At 62.9% G+C, this 23,722-nt stretch carries 18 protein-coding genes, 1 other RNA gene and 2 pseudogenes; 11 read left to right on the top strand and 10 right to left on the bottom strand.

Annotated elements, in window-relative coordinates; genetic code table 11:
• Positions 1–7: 7 nt before the first annotated feature.
• Together PD885_RS11355 and PD885_RS11350 are read right to left on the bottom strand one after the other, a co-directional pair.
• Complete coding sequence (locus PD885_RS11355) at positions 8–1,726, bottom strand: type IV secretory system conjugative DNA transfer family protein (RefSeq protein ID WP_231892660.1); 1,719 nt, start codon at positions 1,724–1,726, stop codon at positions 8–10.
• 422 nt (positions 1,727–2,148) lie between these two features.
• Positions 2,149–4,104, bottom strand: a complete 1,956-nt coding sequence (locus tag PD885_RS11350) for a PhoX family protein (RefSeq protein WP_002813714.1) — start codon at positions 4,102–4,104, stop codon at positions 2,149–2,151.
• 434 nt (positions 4,105–4,538) lie between these two features.
• Between PD885_RS11350 and PD885_RS11345 the strand changes: the two genes are divergently transcribed.
• From PD885_RS11345 to PD885_RS11305, 9 genes and pseudogenes are all read left to right on the top strand, one after another.
• Positions 4,539–7,151 (top strand): glycoside hydrolase family 3 protein, encoded by a 2,613-nt coding sequence (locus PD885_RS11345; RefSeq protein ID WP_088056884.1) that lies wholly within the window; start codon positions 4,539–4,541, stop codon positions 7,149–7,151.
• Between the two features lie 257 nt (positions 7,152–7,408).
• Positions 7,409–8,971, top strand: coding sequence for a sodium/sugar symporter (locus PD885_RS11340; protein ID WP_002813709.1), 1,563 nt, complete (start codon positions 7,409–7,411; stop codon positions 8,969–8,971).
• Positions 8,972–9,176: 205 nt separating this feature from the next.
• Positions 9,177–9,455, top strand: coding sequence for a hypothetical protein (locus tag PD885_RS11335; protein WP_002813707.1), 279 nt, complete (start codon positions 9,177–9,179; stop codon positions 9,453–9,455).
• A 342-nt stretch (positions 9,456–9,797) separates the two neighbouring features.
• Positions 9,798–10,007, top strand: a complete 210-nt coding sequence (locus tag PD885_RS22060; RefSeq protein ID WP_002813703.1) for a hypothetical protein — start codon at positions 9,798–9,800, stop codon at positions 10,005–10,007.
• A gap of 27 nt (positions 10,008–10,034) precedes the next feature.
• A complete protein-coding gene (locus PD885_RS11325; protein ID WP_002813701.1) occupies positions 10,035–10,478 on the top strand; it encodes a hypothetical protein in 444 nt (147 codons plus the stop codon).
• A 62-nt stretch (positions 10,479–10,540) separates the two neighbouring features.
• Positions 10,541–11,509 (top strand): IS5 family transposase, encoded by a 969-nt coding sequence (locus PD885_RS11320; RefSeq protein ID WP_088056883.1) that lies wholly within the window; start codon positions 10,541–10,543, stop codon positions 11,507–11,509.
• A 132-nt stretch (positions 11,510–11,641) separates the two neighbouring features.
• Positions 11,642–12,635 (top strand): annotated as a pseudogene (locus PD885_RS22530) (XVIPCD domain-containing protein); the annotation flags it as partial.
• Between the two features lie 78 nt (positions 12,636–12,713).
• Complete coding sequence (locus tag PD885_RS22525; protein ID WP_324995250.1) at positions 12,714–13,172, top strand: XVIPCD domain-containing protein; 459 nt, start codon at positions 12,714–12,716, stop codon at positions 13,170–13,172.
• Between the two features lie 20 nt (positions 13,173–13,192).
• Complete coding sequence (locus PD885_RS11305; RefSeq protein ID WP_231895743.1) at positions 13,193–13,699, top strand: hypothetical protein; 507 nt, start codon at positions 13,193–13,195, stop codon at positions 13,697–13,699.
• Between the two features lie 103 nt (positions 13,700–13,802).
• Here the strand turns inward: PD885_RS11305 and PD885_RS11300 are convergent, their stop codons facing one another.
• The 4 genes from PD885_RS11300 to PD885_RS11285 all read right to left on the bottom strand — a co-directional run bounded on the left by PD885_RS11300 (position 13,803) and on the right by PD885_RS11285 (position 17,925).
• A complete protein-coding gene (locus PD885_RS11300; RefSeq protein ID WP_040762992.1) occupies positions 13,803–15,659 on the bottom strand; it encodes a putative bifunctional diguanylate cyclase/phosphodiesterase in 1,857 nt (618 codons plus the stop codon).
• A 316-nt stretch (positions 15,660–15,975) separates the two neighbouring features.
• Positions 15,976–16,051: non-coding RNA, sX9 sRNA (locus PD885_RS11295), on the bottom strand.
• Between the two features lie 72 nt (positions 16,052–16,123).
• Positions 16,124–16,702, bottom strand: a complete 579-nt coding sequence (locus tag PD885_RS11290) for a response regulator transcription factor (protein WP_088056880.1) — start codon at positions 16,700–16,702, stop codon at positions 16,124–16,126.
• The gene (locus tag PD885_RS11285) at positions 16,699–17,925 is read right to left on the bottom strand and encodes an ATP-binding protein (RefSeq protein WP_002813695.1); all 1,227 of its coding nucleotides are present in this window, start codon (positions 17,923–17,925) and stop codon (positions 16,699–16,701) included. The genes PD885_RS11290 and PD885_RS11285 overlap by 4 nt, the downstream gene beginning before the upstream one ends.
• A gap of 120 nt (positions 17,926–18,045) precedes the next feature.
• On the opposite strand from PD885_RS11285, the gene ispG reads away from it, so the two are divergent.
• On the top strand, positions 18,046–19,311 hold the full coding sequence (ispG, locus tag PD885_RS11280) for a flavodoxin-dependent (E)-4-hydroxy-3-methylbut-2-enyl-diphosphate synthase (protein WP_088056879.1): 1,266 nt from the start codon (positions 18,046–18,048) through the stop codon (positions 19,309–19,311).
• Positions 19,292–20,023 carry a phosphatase PAP2 family protein gene (locus tag PD885_RS11275; RefSeq protein WP_088056878.1) on the top strand — a complete coding sequence of 244 codons (732 nt, stop codon included), beginning with the start codon at positions 19,292–19,294 and terminating at the stop codon, positions 20,021–20,023. The genes ispG and PD885_RS11275 overlap by 20 nt, the downstream gene beginning before the upstream one ends.
• Before the next feature lie 33 nt (positions 20,024–20,056).
• On the opposite strand, the pseudogene PD885_RS11270 reads toward PD885_RS11275, so the two are convergent.
• From PD885_RS11270 to PD885_RS11255, 4 genes and pseudogenes are all read right to left on the bottom strand, one after another.
• Positions 20,057–20,677 (bottom strand): annotated as a pseudogene (locus tag PD885_RS11270) (MFS transporter); the annotation flags it as partial.
• Positions 20,678–20,708: 31 nt separating this feature from the next.
• Positions 20,709–21,620 carry a DMT family transporter gene (locus PD885_RS11265; RefSeq protein WP_088056876.1) on the bottom strand — a complete coding sequence of 304 codons (912 nt, stop codon included), beginning with the start codon at positions 21,618–21,620 and terminating at the stop codon, positions 20,709–20,711.
• A complete protein-coding gene (gene murB / locus PD885_RS11260; protein ID WP_002813679.1) occupies positions 21,614–22,666 on the bottom strand; it encodes a UDP-N-acetylmuramate dehydrogenase in 1,053 nt (350 codons plus the stop codon). Before murB ends, PD885_RS11265 begins: the two co-directional genes overlap by 7 nt.
• Complete coding sequence (locus PD885_RS11255; protein WP_002813676.1) at positions 22,663–23,718, bottom strand: quinone-dependent dihydroorotate dehydrogenase; 1,056 nt, start codon at positions 23,716–23,718, stop codon at positions 22,663–22,665. The genes murB and PD885_RS11255 overlap by 4 nt, the downstream gene beginning before the upstream one ends.
• Between the last annotated feature and the right edge of the window lie 4 nt (positions 23,719–23,722).

Raw genomic sequence — 23,722 nt, 5'->3', positions numbered from 1 at the left:
AATTCCCTCAGTCCACGAAAGGGACGTCCTTGCCTGCCCCAGTCCGCTGATCACGTATCACGACCATCGGCGTAATCTCCACCGGCGGCAGGATGCGCTTCTTGAAGAAGGTATCCTTGAAAAACCAGTTCTTCTTGCAGCGGATCGGCTTGCATCCTTCGAGGAAGAGCAACGCGTCGTCGTTGGGCAGTTCCTTGAGTTCCTGGGGCAGCATCAGTGCCCGTTTTTCTTCTGTGTAGTTGATGTTGTAACTGCTCCCTTGCGCGCCGCTACCGTGAGAGCGGTGCTTGCGGCGGATGGTCTTGAACCCCAGCTGCTCGCTATAGGAGTTGGCGTCTGTCTGTTCGCGCGGAGTGTAGACCGCGCTGCCGGCGTGGTTGGTCGTGAAGTTCTGGGCGTCGTGCTCGCCGTAGACCGAGCGCAGTTGGGCGTTGCTCTGGATGATGCATAGGTCGCGCACCCCGTAGCTGGCCGAGATCGAAATCCGCTTGGCCCAAACGTCCATCCGCCCCATGGCGGTGAATTCGTCCATCAGCATCAACATCTGGTACTTGAGCGATGGGTCATCGCCCAGTTGCCTGTCCAGATTGTTACCGATCACGGTGCTGAAGAAAATGTTCAGCAACTTGCCGCTTTCGTCGAGTTTCTGGGCGGGAATGACCGTGTAGATGGTGGTCTTGCGCTTGCGGATGGCGGTCACATCGAAGTCGGTGGCATTGGTGGCCGCTGCCAGGATCGGATTCAGGAACTGCTGCAACGGCGCCTGCATGGTGGCGATGACGCTGGAGAAGGTCTGCTCGGCCATCCCTGCCAGGTTGCGCAGGGTGGTGCGGGTCTGCTCGCTGACGAAGGGAAACTGCTGTTGGCCCGAGGCCGACAGCCAGCGTTCGACCATACGTTTGACGCCCTTGCTCCCTGCACCGGACGAGAGCCGCAGAATGCGTTCGAAGCTCGGAAACGCAGGATGCACGTTGGGATCGAGAGGTGTTGGGGAGTCGGGCTTTGCTTGTGCGTTGGTTCCTGGGAAACCCGTACGTTCCATGTCGTTCCAGTTTTCGAACATGAACGAAGCGAAGGCGACAAAGATGGCACGGGCCTGAGTCGCCCAGAACGGGTCCTTTGCGGAGTCGTCCGGGTAGAGGATGGCGGCGATCGTTTGCAGGTCGGCGATGTACTGGCCCGGCCTGACAAAGGACAGCGGATTGAATCTGTGGGTTTTGCCATCGGTGGCATAAGGGGCGAACTTGTAGATACGCTGTCCTTGCGAGGCCCGCCAGCCGCTGGTTTCCTTGAACAACTCGCCCTTGATGTCGAGCACGCACATCGAGTGCTCGTAGGTCAGCAGCACCGGAATGGCGATGCAGGTGGTCTTGCCGCTGCGGGTGGGCGCCACCACCATCACGTGGCGCGCATCGTTGATGTAGAGGTAACGCCCCCGGTACTTGCCGACGACGATGCTCTCCGGTTTTTTCTCCAACAAGTCAGCCCGCTTCATGTCGTGCAGGCGGGCAAAACCGGCATCGCCATGCAGAGACGCATCGCGTTTACTCAGTCGCAAGAGCATCAGGGCCAACGGCAGCCAAAGCATGAACATCAGGCCGAAGCCCAGCATGCCGCCGATCCTGATCTTCATCGCATACGGGCGGACTTGCGGCAGGCCCAGGGCGCGGACGTACTGGGTGTAGGTGCTCCACTCAAGCGGAATGTTGAGCTTGAGCAGTTGCAAGGTGATGTAACCGGACAGGTACAGGCCAGCGAATGCGGCGAGTAGAAGCAAAGCCAGTGCGGTTCCTAAACGGGCCTTCATCCCCATGTTAATGATCCTTTGTAAATCCTTTTTAGCGGTCGCACCCTACGTGTTGGAGTGTGGCGCACTCAATCCACCCAGGCAATTATCTTGCCTCGGTTCATGGTAGCGGGGCGGCGTTTAACTTTTCAAGGCATGACCTGAGACGCCAGGGCCTTCGGGCCCTGTGTGCTTTTGAACGTTCGATTATTGTGGACGCATCGCACGTGCAGATGCAGAGAGGCGATGGAGCCAAGCCATCGCCATGACGGGGCCGGAAACGCGTGGCCTGTTTTGAGTGGCTTAAAGTCCGCCCGTCAGGCGCGCGCCAGGCGGCCCTGACGGTGGCCCACGACCAGCGCTTACGCCTTGCCCAACTTCACCGCCACCGGATCGCCGGTGAGATAGCCCACTGCGCCGCCGAAGCGGTTCTTGTAATTGGCGCGGATCAGCGGATCCAGCGTCGCCTTGACGGTGTCGTGCAGCGGGCTTTCCCAATCGCCCGGATGCTGGCAGTTGCTCATCACGTAAGTCCAGCCGTGGATCTCGTCGACTGCGTGCAGGCCGGTCGATTCGGCTCCGGCCGGCACCGACAACACACGCGTCAGCGCGCCGCTGTCCACGTTGTAGGCCCACAGGAAGTTGTTGACGTGCAGGCTGCTGTCTTCGCCGATGAACAAGGTGCGCAGCGATTCGGAGAACTTGAGGTTGTCCGGGTTGGCCAAGCGCTGCGGGTCGGCCAAGTTGCCCAGTGCATCGGCTTTGGCCAGGTCGTGGCCGGTAAGCGCGTCCGGGGCGGCCATGTCAATCGGCACCCAGTCGCTGTGGATCGGTGCGCCGCTGCTGTCGTGGCGGCCGCCGCGCAGATTCAAGGCGTACACCGCGCCCGATGCCGAGCCTTGCACTTTCACGTCGCCCGAGCCATTGAGCATGCTGGTGACGATGTAGGACATCGCCATGTAGGCGACCTTGTCGCGGGCATTGACGGTCGTGCCTTCGAGCTTGGTGAAGCCCAGGCTGCCGCCGGCCAATGCGGCGTAGCGGTGGGTTTCCAGATACGTGGCGGCCTTCTCCATGCCGGGCTTGATGCGAATCCAGTTGAAGGTGCCGTTGAACGGGATCTTGGTGAAAGAGGCATCGCCCGGATCGCTCAAATGCACGTCGAGGATGTCGGCGGCGGTGAGGCGGTCGGCCATGGCTTTGATTTCGGCACTGGTGGCGTGGCCCAGCTTGATCCAGCTCAACGTGGCCGCGCCAGGTCCCACGCCGGAGGTCTGGTGCCACTTGCCGACGTACAAGGTGCCGGCCGACAGATCCGCCTTGCGGTCGGCGATGAACATGAATAGCCCACCGTTGGTGGCGTCGTCGCCCATCAGCACGGTGCGTTGGTCCGGCATCACCTGCACCAGCTCGTGCGAGATGCGGCCCAGGCAATAGTGCTTGCGCACGCTCCCCGTGCCGTCCGGGTGCACGGTGATCTCGGGCAGGTGGCCGTAGTGGTAGGGATTGGCCCGTTCCGGATCGCCGTACAGATGCGTGCTGTAACTGCGGAACTGGGTGTTGCCGGCCAGCGCGGTGGCGTCAGGCTCGTACTCTTCGCTGGACAGGTGGGTATTCCACGGCGACAGGCTGGCGCCGCAGGTGGTCCACAGCCCATGCACCGGCGCGGTATCGACGTTGTGGTATTTCACCAACGACAACTTGCCGGTGGCCAGGTCCTGATCCAGCGTGAGCACTGCGATCGGCGCGGGCAGATGCCGGTTGGTGTCGTTGCCGGCCTGGTCGCGGGTGGTGTATTCGAATTGCACCACCGCAAACACGTGGTTGCCCTTGACCCCAGGCACCTTGGCGTCGGGCAGGGTCAGCAGCGAGGAGCCGTCCGGGCAGTCGGAAAAGAACTGGCGCTCGGCACCGGGTTTGGAATGGTCGATGATCGGGCGATGCTGGATGTCGTAATAGCCGCCGGCCAGCACGGTACCGCCATTGCCGTCGGGCACCTGGTCGCCGGTGACGAAGAACGGGTGATAGGCCAGGGCATAGCGCTGCGTGCTGCCGTCGCTGCGCGTCACCGTCAGCGACGAGCCGACCGTGGTGGTGGCCATTGCAGCCGGGTTAGCCAGGCTGGGCGCCGGCATGCCGTGGAAGGTGGCCGACACCAGTCGGGCAGGGTTTTCCGATGGCCGCGATGGCCGCGCGGCCAAGGCTGCGCCACCGAGTCGCTGCAATGCTGCGGCGCTGGCGCTGCCAAGCGGCAACAGGGGGACGGACGCCAGCAACTGCATCAGGCGGCGGCGAGAGGGATCGGGGGAGGCAGACATCGAAACTCCAGGCAAAAGCAACGATCGACGATGGCCGGTTGCGCATCGGCAAGCCGATCACCTTAAGCCGGCCTTATGACAGTTGGTTGACGGCGATCTCGCCCGTTGGCGAACGTTTGGGGACCCCCTCGCACGTGATCGCTACATAGGGGGGCGGTGCGTGCGGGCTGCGCACGGGCTGCGTCGGTGGATGGTGCGATGCAGTAAAGTGCGCGATTGCCAGCTACCAGGCGTCACGCCGGATTCAACGGTTTTTCCATGGCTTGACAGGTGTTGCCGGTATTCCAAGGCTATAGCCGCGGCCAATAAGTTGGCGGTCATCTGGCATATGGACAGCCATTGTTGACAGGGTAGGGGAATCACGCAAGCGTACGCCGCTTAATGGACTGCGGCGCGACGCATCGCCGCGGGAGAATGACCTGGAGATCTGGATCTTGGACAAGCTGTTTCGTCTTACCGCCGCGCCTGTCGCGCGTCGCTCTCTCTTGCCGGCTGCCGCTGCTGCAGTGCTGATGCTGGGCGCCTGCCAAGGTAAGGACACCACCATCGAGGCGAGCAAGACTGTGCCGGCTGCCACGCCCGCCGTCTCGTCGACCACCATCCACCCGGACCAGTGGCCGTCGCCGAAGTGGCCGTTCGCCCAGGACCAGGCCCTGGAGCAGCGCATCACCGATGTGATGGCCAAAATGAGCGTCGAGGAAAAGGTCGCCCAGACCATCCAGGGCGACATCGCCAGCATGACCCCTGACGACGTGCGCAAGTACCGCATCGGCTCGGTGCTGGCCGGCGGCAATTCCGATCCCGGCGGCAAATACAACGCCAGCCCGGCCGAATGGCTGAAGCTGGCCGACGCGTTCTATGAAGCGTCGATGGACACTTCCAAAGGCGGCAACGCGATTCCCATCATCTTCGGTATCGATGCGGTGCACGGCCAGAGCAACATCGTCGGTGCCACGCTGTTTCCGCACAACATCGGCCTGGGTGCCACGCGCAACCCCGAACTGATCGAAAAGATCGGCGAAGTCACCGCGGCCGAAACCCGCGTCACCGGTATGGAGTGGACCTTCGCCCCTACCGTCGCGGTGTCGCAGGACGACCGTTGGGGCCGCAGCTACGAAGGCTATTCCGAGTCGCCGGATGTGGTGGCCAGCTTCGCCGGCAAGATGGTCGAAGGTGTGCAGGGGGTGCCAGGCACCCCGCAGTTCCTCGACGGCAGCCACGTGATTTCGTCGGTGAAGCATTTCGTCGGCGACGGCGGCACCAACGATGGCAAGGATCAAGGCGACACCAAGGTGTCTGAAGCCACCATGCGCGACGTCCACGCTGCGGGTTATCCGGCGGCGATCGCGGCCGGTGCGCAGACGGTGATGGCCTCGTTCAATAGCTTCAACGGCGAAAAGATGCATGGCAACAAGGTCATGCTGACCGATGTGCTCAAGGGCCGCATGAACTTCGGCGGTTTCGTGGTCGGCGACTGGAATGGCCACGGCCAGGTCAAGGGCTGCACCAACGAAAACTGCCCGGCCTCGTTCATTGCCGGGGTCGACATGGCGATGGCCTCCGACAGCTGGAAGGGCATCTACGAAACCGAATTGGCGGCAGTGAAGTCCGGCCAGATTGCAGCGCAGCGTCTTGACGATGCGGTGCGCCGCATCCTGCGCGTCAAGCTGCGCCTTGGCCTGTTCGAAGCCGGCAAGCCGTCCAAGCGTCCGCTCGGCGGCAAGTACGCATTGCTGGGTGCGCCGGAACACCGTGCGATCGCCCGTCAGGCGGTGCGCGAGTCGCTGGTACTGCTGAAGAACCAGGCCGGCATCTTGCCGCTGGATCCGAAAAAGCGCGTGCTGGTGCTGGGCGATGGCGCCGACGACATGGGCAAGCAGTCCGGTGGTTGGACCTTGAACTGGCAGGGTACCGGCACCAAGCGCAGCGACTACCCGAATGGCAACACCATCTGGGAAGGCTTGGACAAGCAGATCAAGGCCGCCGGCGGCAAGGCCGAGCTGGCAGTGGACGGCAGCTACAAGACCAAGCCGGATGCGGCAGTGGTGGTGTTCGGCGAAAACCCCTACGCCGAGTTCCAGGGCGACATCGCCACCTTGCTGTACAAGCCAGGCGACGAAAGCGAGCTGGCACTGATCCGCAAGCTCAAGGCCGACGGCATTCCGGTGGTGGCGGTGTTCCTGAGCGGGCGTCCGCTGTGGATGAATCAGTACATCAATGCGTCCGATGCATTCGTCGCTGCCTGGTTGCCGGGTTCGGAAGGCGAAGGCATTGCCGATGTGCTGCTGCGCAAGGCCGATGGCACGGTGCAAAACGAGTTCAAGGGCAAGCTGAGCTTCTCCTGGCCGAAGACCGCAGCGCAGTTCGCCAATAACGTCGGGCAGAAGGATTACGACCCGCAGTTCAAGTTCGGCTTCGGTCTGACCTATGCCGACAAGGGCGATGCGGCTGCGCTGCCGGAGCAATCGGGCGTGTCCGGCGAGCAGTCGGTGGGCGGGGTGTACTTCGTGCGCGGCAAGCCGGCGTTGGGCATTGCGATGCAGCTGTCCAATGCCGGCCAGGCCAATATGCCGGCGACCACGCTGCCGGTGGGCTTGTCCGATGGCAGCCTGAAGATGACCGCGGTCGATCACAAGGCGCAGGAAGATGCGCGTCGCCTGGTGTGGTCCGGTGCCAAGGCCTCCGGCATGTTGCTGGTGTCCGGCAAGCCGGTGGATGTATCGCGTGAGAGCAACGGCGATGTGCAGTTGCAGCTGACCGTGCGCCGCGACAGCGCGGTGACTGCGCCGGTGTGGTTGGGCGTGGGTTGTGGCGAGGGGTGCAGCGGGCGTGTCGATGCACAGAAGACCCTGGCCGCGCTGCCGCAAGGTCGGTGGAAGGTGGTCGGCGTGCCGTTAAAGTGCTTCGCAGTGGCCGGCGCCGACGTGACCAAGCTGACCCAGTTGGCCAGCATCGAAAGTGGTGCGCCGCTGGATCTGTCGGTGTCGAAGATCGCGCTGGGCGCGCTTAACGAAGCCGAAGTTACGCTGGACTGCCCGGTTAAGTAGGCAGCAAGCGCGGAAGCGTGCTTCCGAGCTTGCGGTAGATCAAACGAAACAAGCGCGTCGCAGATCGTGGCGACGTTCATAGCGGCCACCCTCAGCGGGTGGTGTCATCAGCCGCCGAGGGAGCGCGCGTCGATCGGCCAGGATGGCCTGCAGCTGCGGTTCGCCGCACTGCCGCCACGTACGCTGTGCGGGACGGCGGTAGTCTGCAGGCTTGCCTGGTGCACGGCGCACACCCCAGAGCCGGACAGGAGAGTGCAGTGGGTTTGGCAACATTGGATATCGTGATCGTGCTGGTCTATCTGACCGGCATCTTCGTCCTTGCGCAGTGGGTCTCGCGCGAGAAGGCTGGCCACAGCAAGAGCGCCGAGGATTACTTCCTGGCGAGCAAGTCGTTGCCGTGGTGGGCGATCGGCGCCTCGCTGATTGCCGCTAACATTTCGGCCGAGCAGATCATCGGCATGGCTGGCTCCGGCTATGCGATCGGTCTTGCGATTGCGTCCTACGAGTGGATGGCGGCGCTGACGTTGTTGATTGTCGGCAAGTTCTTCCTGCCGATCTTCCTGCGCAACGGCATCTACACCATGCCGCAGTTCCTGGAACAGCGTTACGGCAAGTGGATCCGCACGCTGATGGCCGTGTTCTGGCTGCTGCTGTACGTGTTCGTGAATCTCACCTCGATCCTGTGGCTGGGGTCGATCGCGGTCAGCCAGGTCACCGGCATGGACCAGACCTTGGCGCTGGCATTGATCGGCGTGTTTGCTCTGGTCTATCAGCTGTACGGCGGCCTCAAGGCAGTGGCGCTGACCGACATCGTGCAGGTCACGCTGCTGGTCTTGGGCGGCCTGCTGGTCGCGGGCTTGACCCTGGCGCGCATCGGCGACGGCGCCGGCGTGCTGGCCGGCTTCAAGCACCTGTGGAGCGCGCACCCCGAGCACTTCCACATGATCCTGAGCAAGGACAACCCGTTCTATAAAGATCTACCGGGCCTGAGCGTGCTGCTCGGCGGTCTGTGGGTGATGAACATCAGTTACTGGGGTTTCAACCAATACATCATTCAGCGCGCGCTGGCGGCCAAGAACATTGGCCAAGCGCAAAAGGGCATGGTGTTCGCTGCGTTCCTGAAGTTGCTGATGCCGCTGGTGATCGTGGTGCCGGGCATTGCTGCCGTCGTGCTGGCGCCGGATCTGGCAAAGCCCGACCAAGCGTATCCCACCATGATGCAGCTGCTGCCGACCGTCATTCTGGGTCTGGTGTTTGCCGCACTGGTGGCGGCAATCGTGGCGTCGCTGGCATCGAAGATCAATTCGGTGGCAACCATCTTCACTCTGGATTTCTACGCCAAGTTCCGCCCGCAGACCGAGCAAAAGCAACTGGTGCGCGTGGGCCGTCTCGTCGCCATCGTGGCGGTGGTGATCGGCATCCTCACCGCGCGGCCGCTGCTGGGCAACTTTGATCAGGGCTTCCAGTTCATCCAGGAATTCACCGGCTTCTTTACTCCCGGCGTGGTGGTGATCTTCATGCTGGGCCTGTTCTGGAAACGGGCTAACGAAGCCGGCGCACTAACTGCGGCGATCGGCTCGGTGGTGCTGTCGTTCGCGCTCAAGTTCGCTTGGCCTGAACTGCCGTTCATGGACCGCATTGGCGTGGTGTTCGTGGCGGCGCTGGTGCTGGCGGTGGTTGTGTCGTTGATGGCGCCGCCTACGCAGGCGCGCGATCTTATCCGCACCGACGATGTGTCCTATGGCACGACGTTGGGCTTCAAGATCGGTGCGGCCGGTGTGGTGGTGATTTTGATCGCGCTGTACGCGGTGTTCTGGTGAGCACACGCAACACGACTGCGCGGTCGCGCCGATACGCGCGTCGCGCAATAGCCGGATCGGTGAGTTGCGACGTTGGCGCTATTACAAGAACGACATTACGATCTCAATCGTTCCACAGAATGTGGTGGCCCTGGAAGCGGGCAGGGTTTGCATGAAATCCATCGGCACCTTGAATTAAAAATGATCGTATAAAGGAGGCAGTTGCATGGCGAATCCAAATCCGCAACGCGAAGCTGCCTTGGCGCAGTTCGCCGCGCAGCCGGGCACCACGCCAGCGCAGGAAGCGCAGCTGCGTGCTGCGGTGATTGCCGATGCCAGTCCGCTGGCCATGCTCAACCAGCAGGCCACGTTCGGCCATCTTAAGGGCTCCGTGTCGGAAGCGTTGGGCGGCTCGCTCGACCTGATCGATCGCCATGTCAAGCCGATGTGGCCGGTGAAAACCTCAGCTGCGCGATGGCTTGCGCATCGTGCGTTCTGGCTATGACAGCCTGCGCGACCGCTGCCGAACGGCACCCACCCGCCAAGGAGACCACCACGATGCATCCGGTTGCCACCACCCAGAATCCGACCCTCAGCGCCGAAGAGATCGGCAAGCGGTTCCTGAAGCTGATCGAGGGATTGGAATCGCGCCAAGACTTAAAGTCTTGAACAGGTTCAGTCGGTAATAGGGCTTACCCTTGAGCCTGCAGGAAATGATTCATTTTTAGGGCATGTCCAGGATCTGGAACGAGGTTGGTTCTATATTTTCACTTATATTCCAGAGACACATGCTGTCAAGAAAGGCGTTGGGCTGGACTTCGAGCATCGCACAGATGGCTTTTCCGACATGTCTTCGGTGTGCGGGCTTGATTTTGATTACTACCATAACGTCCTTAAGGCGATGGGGTATCGTGACGTACCGGTCTATGGCGAGATCGGTGAGTTGCGAAGTTGGCGCTATTACAAGAACGACATTACTCTCTCAATCATTCCACAGAATGTGGTGGCCCTGGAAGCGGGCAGGGTTTGCGTAAAATCCATCGGCACATTGAATTGAAAATGATCGTCTAAGGAGGGCAGTTGCATGGCTAATCCAAATCCGCAACTCGAAGCTGCCTTGGCCCAGTTCGCCGGGCAGCCTGGCACCACGCCAGCGCAGGAAGCGCAGCTGCGTGCCGCGGTGATTGCCGATGCCGACCGGTTCAACCGGCAGGCCACGTCCGGCCAACTCAAGGGCTTTGCGTTGGAGGCGCCGGGCGGCTCGCCCAACCTGACCGGCAGTTACGACAAGGCAACGGGAGTGGTGACGATTCCGGCCGCGAGTTTTCAGTCCGCCGGCAGCGCAGCGAATGCCGATCTGAAGGCGGTGGTCGGGCTGCAGGGCATGAGCGTCGACTTTGCCCACAAAACCTGGCAGGACCCGGCCGGGCAGACGCGCACCGTCGACCAGGACATGGTGAGCAATCTGCAGGCCACCCTCAACGGTTCGCCGGTCCTGGCCGCGCAGATCAAGCAGGCGGTGGCCTAGGGAACCTCTGAACAACGCACTTCAAATGCGCGACACTACACACCTACGTTGAGGAGTCATCCATGCAACTGACGTTCGGTGACGCTGAAGGTTTGGGCAAGCGCAAGCAGACTCGCCGCGAGATCTTCCTGGCCGAGATGGAGCAGGTGGTTCCGTGGAGGCATTTGCTCGGACTGATCGCGCCGCACTATCCGGTGTCGGGGCGGCCTGGTCGACAGCCGTACGCACTGGCGACGATGTTGCGGATTCATTTGCAGCAGCAGTGGTATGCGTTGAGCGATCCGGCGATGGAAGAAGCGTTGCACCAGATCCCGACCTTGCGCCGTTTTGCCCGGCTCGGCGGTTTGGACAATGTTCCCGACGAGACCACGATTCTCAACTTTCGCCGCGTGCTGGAAACCCATGGCCTTGCAGCGCGGATGCTGGAGGCCGTCAACGCGGATCTGGTGCGCAAGGGTCAGAGCCTGCGGTCCGGCACGATCGTCGATGCAACCCTGATCGCTGCGCCCAGTTCGACCAAGAACACCGACCGCGCGCGCGACCCTGAAATGCATCAGACCAAGAAAGGCAATCAGTGGTATTTCGGGATGAAGGCACCCATCGGCGTGGATGAGTTTTCCGGGCTGGTGCGCCACGTCCGTTGTACGGCTGCCAATGTGGCCGATGTCACGGTGACCCACGCATTGCTGCACGGCAAAGAAGACAGTGTGTTCGACGACAGCGGCTACACCGGTGCGGACAAACGCGAAGAACTGCAGACCTGCAAGGCTGGTTTTTTCATTGCCGCCAAGCGTTCGACGATTCAAGCCATTGGCAACAAACGCGAGCGCCGCCAGGAAGAACGTTGGGAATACTTCAAAGCAAGTGTGCGTGCGAAGGTGGAGCATCCATTCCGCGTGATCAAACGCCAGTTTGGCTACACCAAGGTCCGCTATCGCGGCTTGGCCAAGAACACCGCGCATGTGCTGACCCTGTTCGCACTATCCAATCTGTGGATGGTGCGCCGGCAGTTGCTGCCGGCCAGGGGATAATGCTGTCTGGCGCCAGCCAACGCCGCAAGAAACCGTAGAAATCGTATCGTACGCATCAACTCTGTGCGCTATTGGCACGCAGCAGGCTCGAATTTTAGAGGTCTGGTGCGTTGTTCAGACCTTCCCTAGGGGCATGTGCAGCATTTCAGCCTGCTGGGCAACAGCATGGCGGCCGGCGCCACCTATGACGGCAGCACCGTACAGCAGGACGGTACGCCCAAGGGCATCAATCTGCCGCCGCTGGGATTGCAGGCCAATTCGCCTGCCAACCCGCTGGGAGTCTTCGATGCCAAGGACATGACCTTCGTGCTGGGCCACGAGATCCAGCATGGCTTCAACGATGCCGCCAAGGACCGGGCAACGCAGGCCGTTCATGTAGAGCATCGGAGCGCAGGCCCGGGCGCGGGGGCCCGGGCACGACTACACGGACGAATTGCGGGCTTACATCCAGGCGGGACGCGAAGATGAGGCGAAAGCGGAGATTGCGGGCTGGAATGCGTTGCTGAGCCGCGAGCAACAAAGTACCCCAAACGCTAACTTGGGTCATATGTTGTTTACTACCAAGAACGACAGAGTTCGAGATTTCGTAGTGCCAGACCCCAATGCTGCTATTCCGCTGGCAGTCGCCAAACCCGGCCTCACCTTCAACCAAGACGCCAGCCTATCGCAGACTCCGGCCAATATTGCCGCCATGGGGCAGCATTACTTCGACCGCCCCTCTGTGTTACATGCCCAGCTCAATCAACGCCCGGTGCATCTGGGCGAGCACAAACCCAACCCCACCGCCGACTACGCCAATTTCTACGGCACCTGGGCGCTGGAGCAGATTGTCGCCGCCGAGGACCAGGCCACTGTGCACTACCAGGGCGCCAAGCCGCAGATCGCCATCGATATGACGGCGCTGGGCCTGAAGGAGGACCTGATCGAAATGGAAGGCCTGGACCTTGGCGCGAACAAGGCGCCGCGCCCCTATCTGGATACCAGCCAGACACCGGCGGCGCTGGGCCACTTCCACCACACCCAGGACGGCAGCCGGGGGCACGACCATCAGCATGTGCCGGTCGCTCCGGCATTCCCGCCGCCAGCCTCGCACTCGGTTTCGGCAGTCCCGGAGCAGGCGGTTCTGCGCCACCAGGACCCGCTGGTCGAACGCTTCTACGCTGCCTTGCAAGCCGGCGACGACCAAGGCGCGCGGGCGGCGTCGATGGCCTATGCAACCCCCGAGCGCTGGCAGCAGACACTTGCCGCCGCAGAGGAACGGGTGCTGGCGAAACACCAGCAATTGCCTGGCAGGGACAATCCGCTCTTCGAGCAGGCATTCACCCAGCTGGAGCGGCTGGGACCGCAGGCCGGCGGCTATCTGGATCGGGTGCACATGGAGCAGGTTGCCGGGGCCGTGGCTTATCAGGCCAGGCTGCACCAGCTGCCCCGCATCGATGCGTTGACACCGAGCCAGGACGGCCGGGCGCTGCTGGCAACCGCGACCAACCCGCACATGCCCTCGCTCGTCGAGCGCGCAGTCAACGAGAAGGCGCAAGCCACCGCCCAGCCGCTGGAGCAAAGCCTGCAGCAGCTGACTGCCGAAACGCAGCGACAGCAGGATCGGGCGTTGTTCCAGACCCAGCAGCAGCTACAGCCGCAGCAGCAAGGGTTTTCACTTTGATGCAGTCGCCGGGGCATGAGATGAATGAGCAAGCAGGCCAGATCCTGGCGCAGATGGCACTCGCCGTCGGGCGTCTGGACGGCTTGATTTCCACTATGGAGCAACAGGCCGGGACGGTGCAGGCGGCGATGCAGACCGCCAGGGAGCAGGAGGAGGCGAAGTTTAGACAGGCGATGGTGGCGCTGTTCCGGGAACAGCAGCAGCGAATGGAAGATGCGCTACAGCCTAGGATCGCCTGGGCCTGGAAGATTATCGTCACGCTGGTGGTGTTCTTTGCGCTGCTGCTTGGGGGATTTTTGCTGTTGCTCAAACACGCCAACGACCGGTTGCAGGCCGCATACGTCCGCGCCGATGCGGCGGAGGTACGCGCGGAAGTGCAGCAGGCGTCCCCGCATGTCGAGATCACCTCGTGCGGTGGCCGGCCGTGCATCAAGCTCGACAAACAGACGCCGACCTGGAAGAGCAACGCTGGCGAGTACATCCTGGTGGATGCGCCATCCGGGAAACGAACGCGAACCCGGCAGTAAGCCGAATCCTTGCATCGGCGATTCCGCCGAACAGCGTGCAGCGCGGTCGTCCCCAGCCTCTAACGCTTGCTTGCGAACAGTTGCCTGCCGCCGCCGCGTGGAGTTAGACGCGCGTTGCCGCCAGGCTCGCAGCAAGCAGGTTGACCGGCGCCGCGGATTGCGTGTGCCACGGCGTCTGTAGCCAGATTTCCAATGCGGCCGCCGGCATCGGTTTGGCGATCCAGTAGCCCTGGCCTTCGTCGCAGCCCCAGGCGCGCAGCTGCGCATACGCTTCTGGCGATTCGATACCTTCAGCAACCACGCGTTGGCCCAGGTCGTGGCCAAGATGGATCATTGCCGGCACCAACGTGCGGTCGGTACGACTGTCGGGCAGTGAGCGAATGAAGGATTGATCGATCTTCAACGCGCTGGCCGGCAGCTGCTTGAGGTAACTGAAATTGCTGTAGCCGGTGCCGAAATCGTCGATGGCGATATGCACGCCCAATGCAGCGATCGCGGCTAGTTGCTCGGCCAGATGTTCGGGGTGGCGGATCATCGCGCTCTCGGTGAATTCAATTTCCAGCCGGCGCGGATCCAGTTTGTAGCGCTCCAGACTACGCCGCAGCAGACCTGCAAAACCGGGGCGATCCAGATCGGCGGCCGACACGTTCAAGGCCAGATTGAAGTCCAGACCTTGCTGCTGCCAGCGCGCTGCCTGGGCGATCCCCTTGTCGATCACCCAGGCAGTGATGCGATTGATCAGTGCGGTCTTCTCGGCCATCGGTATGAAGTCCGACGGCATCACCGGGCCGATCATTGGATGCTGCCAACGCAGCAGCGCTTCCACTCCCACGCAGCGGTGGTCGTGCAGATCCACACGTGGCTGGTAATGCAGGCTCAGCTGATTGGCGCTGTCCAACGCAGCGGGCAAAGCCGCGAGCAGGCGGAAGGTGTTGCGCTGCGCGACGTCGTGCTTGCGCTCGTACATGCTCCACGGCAGGCAATGCTCGCGCGACACATCCACCGCAGTGGTGAGCGAGCGGATGGTGTCGGCGGCGCCGTAGCTGGTCTGTAGCGAGACCGCGCCGATCGAGGCAACCGCGGTATGCGGGATGCCTTGATGCTCCAGCGGCTCGGCGAAGGCCTCCGAGATTTTGGTGCACAGCGTGGCCAGGCGCTGGGTTTCGGCCTGCGCCAGAAAGCCGAAGGTGGTCGGATCCAGCCGATACAGCGCAGTGCCGCCAGGCAGATACGCGGCCAGACGACGCTGGGCAAGCGCCACATAGCCGTCGGCGTAATCCCAACCCAGTGCCTTGACCATGTCGCGGAAGTAATCGCTGCCGCAGATGTCAACCGCTATTGCCGTGCTCGCCGCTGCATTGTCGGGTTGCGACAGCCAAGCCTCCAGATCTTCGCCGAAACGCGAGCGGTTGGGCAGGCCGGTCGCGCCATCGCGATAGGTGATGCTGCGCAGGTTTTCCACGCGCAACACGGCTAGGTCGCGCAGGCCTTCCAACTGTGTGATCGCTTCGGGATCCAGTTCCGCGCGCGGGCTGGTGCCAATCACGCATAAGGTGCCGATGCTGTGGCCATCGCGCAGCTTCAGCGGCGCGCCGGCGTAGAAGCGGATAAATTGCGGCCCCAGCACCAGAGGGTTATCGGAGAAGCGCGGGTCCAGCTGCGCATCCAGCACCACCATTACCTCGTCCGAGCGGATCGCATGCGCGCAAAACGCCTGGTCGCGTGGGGTTTCTTGCGCTTCCAGACCGGTGTGCGCTTTGAACCATTGGCGGTGTTCGTCCACCAGTGAGACCAGCGCGATTTCCGCGCCGAGGCTGCGCGCCGCCAGTGCAGCGATAGTCTCAAACACAGGGTCCACCGGCGAATCCAGCAAGCACAAGCTGCGCAGGACGGCCAGCCGGGTGGACTCATCGACCACAGGCGGAACGGGGGATTCGACAGACGCGGGCAGTGGTGACATGCGTCAGTATCGGCCTAAAGCCTCATCCCTTGATGTGAGGCATCTGTCTATGTTCAGTTGACGGGGAGCTGTGACGCAGCCAAGCGAGGCGCCACGCGCGCTTCGGGGTCGACGCGAGTGACGTGGTTCAAGCGCATATCGCCGCAGTGCTCGATCGGTCTCTACGGGAATGTCTGATCGCTACGGAGCGCATAACGCGCACGGCGCGCGTCTTTGGTCAGCCTCGAGTGATCGATGAGCAGCCATGAGGGACTGAGGTTGACTCGCTGTTGGCACAGCGACAAACCGATGCTCAGCCGTCAAGACGGCTTGGAGTGGCTAACAAAACGTAGCGAGCAGTCGCCAGGTGGGTGCGGACAGCGCGGGGGAACCGCAATGTACGCGTGGTACATGCCGATTCCGAGCACCGGCCGCGCCCGCCTGGCGGTGAGCGCAGTAGTTCTGTTAGCCATTCTTAGCGCTCCTCAGCGCCCGGGCTCACGCAACGGCCCCGGGCTGGGCCGCTTGGTCAGCTTGCGCTGCAGCGAGCGTCGATGCATGCCAAGCAAACGCGCGGCGGCGGACACATTGCCGCCGGTTTCGTGCAGCGCTTGCTGGATATGCTCCCACTGTAGACGGCTGAGCGGGGTCATCATTTCCTGCGCAGTTTGTTCTTCGTCCGGCTCGGGCACCTCGTCGTCGTCTTCGCCCAGCGCACGCATGATGGTGGGAATATTTGCCGGCTTGGGCAGATAGTCATCGGCGCCAAGTTTGATCGCCTCCACCGCGGTGGCGATGCTCGCGTAACCGGTGACCAGCAGGATGCGCATGTTGGCGCGGATTTCACGCAGCGGCTGGATCAGGCTCAGTCCGGAATCGTGGCCGAGCTTGAGATCGATCAACGCAAAATCCGGCAACGCGCTACGCGCGATCGACAACGCAGTAGCCGCATCGGTGGCGGTGAACGTTTCGACGCCGCGGCGGGCAAGGCTGCGTTGCAGCGTGCGCAGGTACAAGGTGTCATCGTCGACCAGCAGGCCGGTGCAGATGGGTGGGCTTGTCATGCAAGTACTTCGTGTTCTGAGAGCGGCAGGCGGAAACCGACGCGGGCGCCGCTGCCCTCGGCGGGCAGCATCCACAACTCGCCCTGCAGCCGCTCGACGGTGGCATGCGACAGCGCCAGTCCGACACCCATGCCGTCGTGCTTGCCGCTGTTGAACAAGGTGCCCGGCAGCATGGCTTGCGAGGTGTCGAAGCCGGGGCCGTAGTCGCGCACTTCGCCGCTGAGATGGTCGTGTTCCACCCGCAAGGTCAGATCGATCTGCGGCCGCCCGGCACGTTCGCCGGCGTCTGCGGCGTTGTTGAGCAGCACCATCAGCAAGTGACTGACGCCGGGCTGCAGCATCAGGCGCATCGGTGCATCCTCGTTGCGGCGCAGCTCGATGGTCGGGCGTACCAGCCGCCATTGTTCCAGCACCTCCTTGACCGCCACTTCGCGACTGAGGTGGCCGTTGTCGGCGGGTGCGGCCAATGCCAGCACCCGCTCGTGGCATTGCACCAGCAGCTCGCGCAAGGTGTCCAGGTCTTCACGCAATTCGGTCTGGTCGCATTGGTCGGCGATGTCGTCCACCAGCAGCGTCATCGTCGCCAGCGGGGTGTTGAGCTCGTGTGCAACCGACGCCGCGTGCGTGGCCAGCGCGACGATGCCTTCGTTGCGTGCAAAGCGCTCGCGCAGCGTTGAGATTTCGCGCTCGCGCTCGCGGATCGACAAGGCCAGCCGCGTGGCGAACGCCAGCACAACCACGGTGGAAAGCAGGAAGTTGGCGGCCATGCCCCACATGTGCAGGCTTAGCGGGTCGAAGCTGCCATATGGCAATGGCAATCCGAACGCCGCGCTGACCACGTAACCGGCCACGCACGATGCCGCCACCGCCATCGCCCAGCTCAACGGCAGGGCAAGCGCGGCCAGTGCGATCAACACCAGGAACAGCGAGCCGAACGGGTTGGCGATGCCGCCGCTCCAGCCAACCATCCAGGTCAGTACGGTCACATCGACCAGGATGTGGCCGAACTCGGTGGCCGGGACAACCGCGCCGCGGTGGGCCACGCGCAGCTGCGCGTATAGATTGAACACCGCCAGGGCAGCGACGCCGGCCCACAACGGTCGCTGCGGCAGGTTCAGACCCATCAGCCCGGTGGCGACCAGGATGGTGGCGGCCTGGCCGGCGGTGGCCAGCCAACGCAGGCTGCACAGGGTCCGCAGGAAGGAAGCGTCGGAGCTGTTCATCACGGCAATGCTATGCGCTCATGGAAGTGGTGGCCTGCGACAAACCGTCGCATCGGTATGGAGGACGGCCCGCACGGCGCTTCAGCTGTGCGCGGACAGCGGACAGGCTAAAATACCGCGATGCATGACGCCGTGACTCGCCCAACCCCTCCCGCCGACGCCACCGCCTGGCCGCGCCGCATCACCCAGGCCGTCAAGATCGGCAGCGTGATCGTGGGCGGCGGCCACCCGGTGGTCGTCCAGTCGATGACCAACACCGACACCGCCGATATCGCTGGCAGCGTCAAGCAGGTGGCCGACCTGTGGCGTGCCGGCTCGGAAATGGTGCGCCTGACCGTCAACAACGCCGAGTCCGCTGCCGCCATCCCGCGCATCGTCGACAAGCTGCGCATGATGGGCATCGAAGTGCCGTTGATCGGCGACTTCCATTACAACGGTCACCAACTGCTCGCTGCCGAGCCGGCCTGTGCCGAAACGTTGGCAAAGTACCGGATCAATCCGGGCAACGTCGGTTTCGGCAAGAAGAAGGATCTGCAGTTCGCGCAACTGATCGAGTTCGCAATCAAGTACGACAAGCCGGTGCGCATCGGTGCCAATTGGGGTTCGCTGGACCAGTCGCTGGCGGCGCAGTTAATGGACGAAAACTCCAGGCGCGACACCCCGTGGGACGCCGGTCGCGTGCTGCGCGAGGCGCTGATCCGCTCGGCAGTGGATTCGGCCGAACGTGCGGTGGAATTGGGCCTGGCGCGCGAGCGCATCATCCTGTCGGCCAAGGTCTCCGGGGTGCAGGAGCTGATCACGGTGTATCGCGACATGGCGAGCCGTTGCGACTTCGCGCTGCATCTGGGCCTGACCGAAGCCGGCATCGGCAGCAAGGGCATCGTGGCGTCGGCCGCTGCGCTGAGCGTGTTGCTGCAGGAAGGTATCGGCGACACCATCCGCATCTCGCTGACACCGGAACCGGGCCAGTCGCGCACGCAGGAAGTCATCGTTGCGCAGGAACTGCTGCAGACCACCGGCCAGCGTGCGTTTACGCCCATGGTGACCGCATGCCCCGGCTGCGGCCGCACCACTTCCGAGTTTTTCCAGGAGCTGGCCGGCGTGGTGCAGAACCATGTGCGCGCCAAGATGCCGGAGTGGAAGATCAGCAACCCTGGCGCCGAGAACATGACCCTGGCGGTGATGGGCTGCGTGGTCAACGGCCCCGGCGAATCGCGCCACGCCAATATCGGTATCTCGTTGCCGGGCACGGGGGAGGCGCCGTCGGCCCCGGTGTTCATCGATGGCGAAAAAAGCGTCACCTTGCGTGGCGAAAACATCGCCTACGAATTCATCGATTTGATCGATCAATACGTCGAACGTACCTATGTCCGCCGCGCCGGCTGAGTCGCCGGCTGGTTTTAGGATGTGGTTGCGCAACAATGCGTGGCGCATGGCGCTGTTGTTCGCCGGCGTGTTTTTGCCGCTGGGTCTGTTTGTGGACCTGGCCGATGAAGTGCACGCGCTTGAGAATTTCTACTTCGACGAGCCCTTGCTGTGGAGCATGCGCAGTATCGCCACGCCGGGGCTAGACGCGTTTTTCGGCGTGGTCTCCAAGGCCGGCTACCAGTACGGCGTGATTCCTGCGGATATCGGCATCGTGCTGGTGTTGTTGGTGTTGCGACGCTGGCACGAGGGCAGCTTCGCCGCGTTGGGTTTCGGTGGTTCAGCGTTGTTGAACATGGGCGCCAAACAGTTCTTTCAACGCGAGCGCCCCAGTTTGTGGGAATCAATCGCCCCGGAAAGCACGTTCAGTTTCCCCAGTGGCCACGCGATGGGCTCGATGACGCTTGCCGCGGTGGTCGTCGCGCTGGCATGGAACACGCGCTGGCGCTGGCCGGTGACGATTGTGGCCAGCCTATTTGCGCTGCTGGTCGGCGTCTCGCGCATTTATATGGGTGTGCATTACCCCACCGACATTCTGGGAGGGTGGTCGGCCGCGCTGGTGTGGGTGGTCGGACTGTACCTGGTGATGTTCCACGGTACACGGCGCCCGCATTGGCGCAAGCCCGGTGCGGCAGTTGTGCAACAGCCGAAGCGCGCACCGTGGGGCTACTGAGCGCGGCGCAGTCACTGGGGGCGCTTTGGATCGCCGCACTTTTACCCGTTCGCGACGCCATCGTCCCGCACCGATCAATGGGCCGATCAACGCCAACAAAACCACGCAGTAACTCGGTTCCATCGGGTGGTGCTTGAGCAACATCACCACCACCAACGGGGGCAGACCACCGAAGACGGCGTAAGCCAGGTTTTAGGCAAACGACACGCCCGACAGGCGCATCACCGTTGGAAACGCTTCGACCAGAATGCGCGGAACGGCGCCGAGAATGCCAAGTGAAGCGCCCTGCAACGCGTACAACGGAAACAGCAACTGCAGCTCCCCAGCCAGCCGGTAGAACAGCCATGCACTGATACCCAGAAAATACGCTGCCGATGAGCAACACGCGGCCGCTTGGCCGCTTCCCAAGCGATCAGATAGCGCGCCCGACACCACGCAGCCAAGGGCATGCAGCACGATCGCCACGCTATTGGCCTGTAGTGCGACCGACGCCGCATAACCGTACGCGCTCTGCAGCAAGGCCGGTGTCATCAGCGCCACCACCAGCGCGCTGGCGGTCACCATCCATGTCGGTACAGCCAATGGAATACCGCGCTGCTCACCGCGTAGAGCGGGCAGTGCGCAGTGTCGAAGTGTACGTCGGCAGTACCGACGAGATTCATTCCTCCATCGCACAGGCCTTCGCTCACTCGCCCGGCTTTGCACCTTCCACCGGCGCGTGCGTGGCGGCGCGGCGCGCCAGCACGGTTTCGCGATGCGCGATATAGACGTTGGCACCGATGATGATGGCGGCACCGATCATCGTGTGACGTGCGATCTGCTCGCCGAACAGCCACCAGCCCAATAGCGCCACCAGCGGCAGCTGTATGAAGCTGATCGGCTGCAATGCCGAGACTTCGCCCAGCTTGAGTGCGCGCGTCCAGAACAACTGCCCGGCGGTGCCGAAGACGCCGGTCGCCACCAGCCATAGCCAGTGGATGCCGTGCGGCCAAGTCCACTGGAACAGCGCCGGAATCAGCGACATCGGCACCCAGAACGCATAGGTGTAGAACACCACCGTGTCCGAGTCGTCGCTGCGCGAGAGTTGCTTGATCTGGATCGCAACCACGGCGCTGATCACCGCCGCCAGCAGCGCGATCAGCAAGCCCGGCGTGAACGTGGACGAACCTGGCCGCAGGATCACCAACACACCGATAAAACCCGCTGCCACCGCCAGCCAGCGGCGCATGCGCACCTGCTCGTGCAGCCAGACCACCGCCAGCACGGTGACGAACAACGGCGTGGAATACGACAGCGAGATCGCCTGCGACAACGGCAGGTGGCCGATTGCCCAGAATCCGCACAGCATCGAGGCCAGGCCGATCGAGGTGCGTGCCAGATATTGCGGCAATTGTCGCGTGCGCGGCAGCGGTTTGCCCGGCCGTACGATCAATAACAACAACGCCAACAATCCAAACGCATTACGAAAAAATGCGATTTCTGTGGTCGCGAGGTTGCTCGATGCCAGCCGAATTGTGATCGCCATCAGGCCGAATGCGAAAATACTGATCAGCATCCACAGCGCTGCACGTCGCGATGCCTGCGCTGCAGTCACCAATGCGCCCCGATGACGCGCGGTTCTGGTTCCAGGACGACCGAGTAACGCTCGCGCACCGATTCAGCGATGCGCCGCGCAAAGTCCAACAACTGCGCACCGCTGGCGGTGCCGTAATTGACCAGTACCAGCGCATGCTCCGGCGAAACACCCGCATCGCCCTCGCGCGCGCCTTTCCAGCCGCATTGCTCGATCAACCAGGCCGCCGACAATTTGCCCTGGCGCGGGTGCTCGCCGGGATGCACCGGTAGGTCGGAAAACGTGGTCTGCAACGCGGCGATCTGCTCGCTTGGCAACAATGGATTCTTGAAAAAGCTGCCCGCATTGCCGAGCACATCCGGATCTGGCAACTTGCGCCGGCGGAGATTGATCACCGCCTGCGCCACATCGGCAGCACCGGCCAGCTCGGCGCCCATGCTCGTAAGTTCTTCGCGGATGCCGGCGTAGTCCAACAGTAGCTCGTGCAGCAGCGGCAGATTGAATTCCACCGCGACGATCAGATAGCGGTCGGGCTGCTGCTTGAACACGCTGTCGCGATAGCCGAACGCGCACTCGTCTGCAGTCAGCCTTACGAACTGCTGGCTCTGCCGTTCGAAGGCTTCCACCACGTGGATGAAGTCGCCCACCTGCGCCCCGTACGCGCCGATATTCTGGATTGGGCAAGCGCCCACTGTGCCAGGAATCAATGCCAGATTTTCCAACCCCGACAGACCCTGCTGCAGCGAATACAACACCAACGCATGCCAGTTCACGCCTGCGTCTGCACGCACGATGGCGTGGTCGGCATGGTAGGCGATGATGGCGATCTGGCGGTTGTCGAAACACAGCACGCAGCCCGGCGGGTCGCCAGCCAACAACACATTGCTGCCGCTGCCCAGCACCAGCAGCGGTTGCCCGGCGATTTCGGGAGCGGCCAGTGCCTGCGGCAATGCCTCTGGCGTGTGGATGCTGAGCAACCAGCGCGCCGTGGCATCCACATGGAAGGTGTTGAGCCCACGCAGTGGCACATGCTCTCTCATGCTCCAGCCGGCCTGCACTGCATCGCTCATAGCGGCGACACCGCACCGCTGCTGGGCGCTTCGCGGCGGCGACGGATCGCATCCACGCACTCGCAGATCAGCGGTGGCCCGCGATACACCAGCCCGCTATAGCACTGCACCAAGGTCGCGCCAGCGGCCATCTTGGCTACCGCATCGGCACCGGAGTTGATGCCGCCCACGCCGATCAATGGGATCGACTCGGGCAGGCGCGCACGCAAGCGTCGCAGCACCAAGGTGGATTGCCCCAGCAGCGGGGCGCCCGACAAGCCGCCAGCCTCCACAGCTAGCGGATGGTGGGTGATCAAGGTGCGCATCACCGTGGTGTTGGTGGCAATCACGCCATCCACTGTCAGGTCGGCCAGCACACGTGCGGCCGCATCGATGTCGCGGTCGTTGAGATCCGGCGCCACCTTCACCAGCATCGGCACGCGTTTGCCGTGTTGCGCAGCCAGCGCTTCCTGGGTATCGCGCAGATCGGCGATCAGCCGGCGCAGTGCCTGTTCTTCCTGCAACTCACGCAAACCTGCGGTATTGGGCGAGGAAATGTTGACCGTGATGTAGTCGGCCAGCGGATACACGCGCTCCATGCAATAGCGATAGTCGCCGGTTGCTTCTTCGTTGGGCGTGTGCTTGTTCTTGCCGATATTGATGCCGAGCAAGCCACCACGGCGGCGCGCACGCTGCACGTTGGCCACCAGCGCATCCACACCAAGATTGTTGAAGCCCATGCGGTTGATCACTGCCTGGTATTCGGGCAGGCGGAACATGCGCGGCTTCGGATTGCCGTCCTGCGCGCGCGGCGTCACCGTGCCGATCTCGACGAAGCCAAAACCCAGCGCAAGCAGCGCGTCGATGTGCTCGCCGTTCTTGTCCAGCCCGGCACCAAGCCCGACCGGATTGGGGAACATCAAACCGAAGGCCGGGGTCGGCAGTGGCACCGGGCGCCTGGCCAGCAGCGGCCTGGTGCCGGTGCGGTAGGCGGTGTCGATGGAGCGCAACGCCAGCGCGTGGGCGCGCTCGGCATCGAGAGAAAACAGAAAAGGGCGGGCAAGCGAATACATGCAG

This window comes from Xanthomonas fragariae (assembly GCF_900183975.1).
Classification (GTDB): Bacteria; Pseudomonadota; Gammaproteobacteria; order Xanthomonadales; family Xanthomonadaceae; genus Xanthomonas; species Xanthomonas fragariae.
The sequence above is the reverse complement of the archived record's forward strand: the minus strand, read 5'-3'. Positions and strand labels throughout refer to the sequence as shown.

Coding starts and splice junctions, on each gene's coding strand:
- PD885_RS11275 (WP_088056878.1), top strand. CDS start 19,292: ATGTCCGCCGCGCCGGCTGAGTCGCCGGCTGGTTTTAGGATGTGGTTG.
- PD885_RS11255 (WP_002813676.1), bottom strand. CDS start 23,718: ATGTATTCGCTTGCCCGCCCTTTTCTGTTTTCTCTCGATGCCGAGCGC.
- ispG (WP_088056879.1), top strand. CDS start 18,046: ATGCATGACGCCGTGACTCGCCCAACCCCTCCCGCCGACGCCACCGCC.
- PD885_RS11350 (WP_002813714.1), bottom strand. CDS start 4,104: ATGTCTGCCTCCCCCGATCCCTCTCGCCGCCGCCTGATGCAGTTGCTG.
- PD885_RS22060 (WP_002813703.1), top strand. CDS start 9,798: ATGTCTTCGGTGTGCGGGCTTGATTTTGATTACTACCATAACGTCCTT.
- PD885_RS11335 (WP_002813707.1), top strand. CDS start 9,177: ATGGCGAATCCAAATCCGCAACGCGAAGCTGCCTTGGCGCAGTTCGCC.
- PD885_RS11300 (WP_040762992.1), bottom strand. CDS start 15,659: ATGTCACCACTGCCCGCGTCTGTCGAATCCCCCGTTCCGCCTGTGGTC.
- PD885_RS11285 (WP_002813695.1), bottom strand. CDS start 17,925: ATGAACAGCTCCGACGCTTCCTTCCTGCGGACCCTGTGCAGCCTGCGT.
- PD885_RS11325 (WP_002813701.1), top strand. CDS start 10,035: ATGGCTAATCCAAATCCGCAACTCGAAGCTGCCTTGGCCCAGTTCGCC.
- PD885_RS11290 (WP_088056880.1), bottom strand. CDS start 16,702: ATGACAAGCCCACCCATCTGCACCGGCCTGCTGGTCGACGATGACACC.
- murB (WP_002813679.1), bottom strand. CDS start 22,666: ATGAGCGATGCAGTGCAGGCCGGCTGGAGCATGAGAGAGCATGTGCCA.
- PD885_RS22525 (WP_324995250.1), top strand. CDS start 12,714: ATGGCCTATGCAACCCCCGAGCGCTGGCAGCAGACACTTGCCGCCGCA.
- PD885_RS11320 (WP_088056883.1), top strand. CDS start 10,541: ATGCAACTGACGTTCGGTGACGCTGAAGGTTTGGGCAAGCGCAAGCAG.
- PD885_RS11305 (WP_231895743.1), top strand. CDS start 13,193: ATGAATGAGCAAGCAGGCCAGATCCTGGCGCAGATGGCACTCGCCGTC.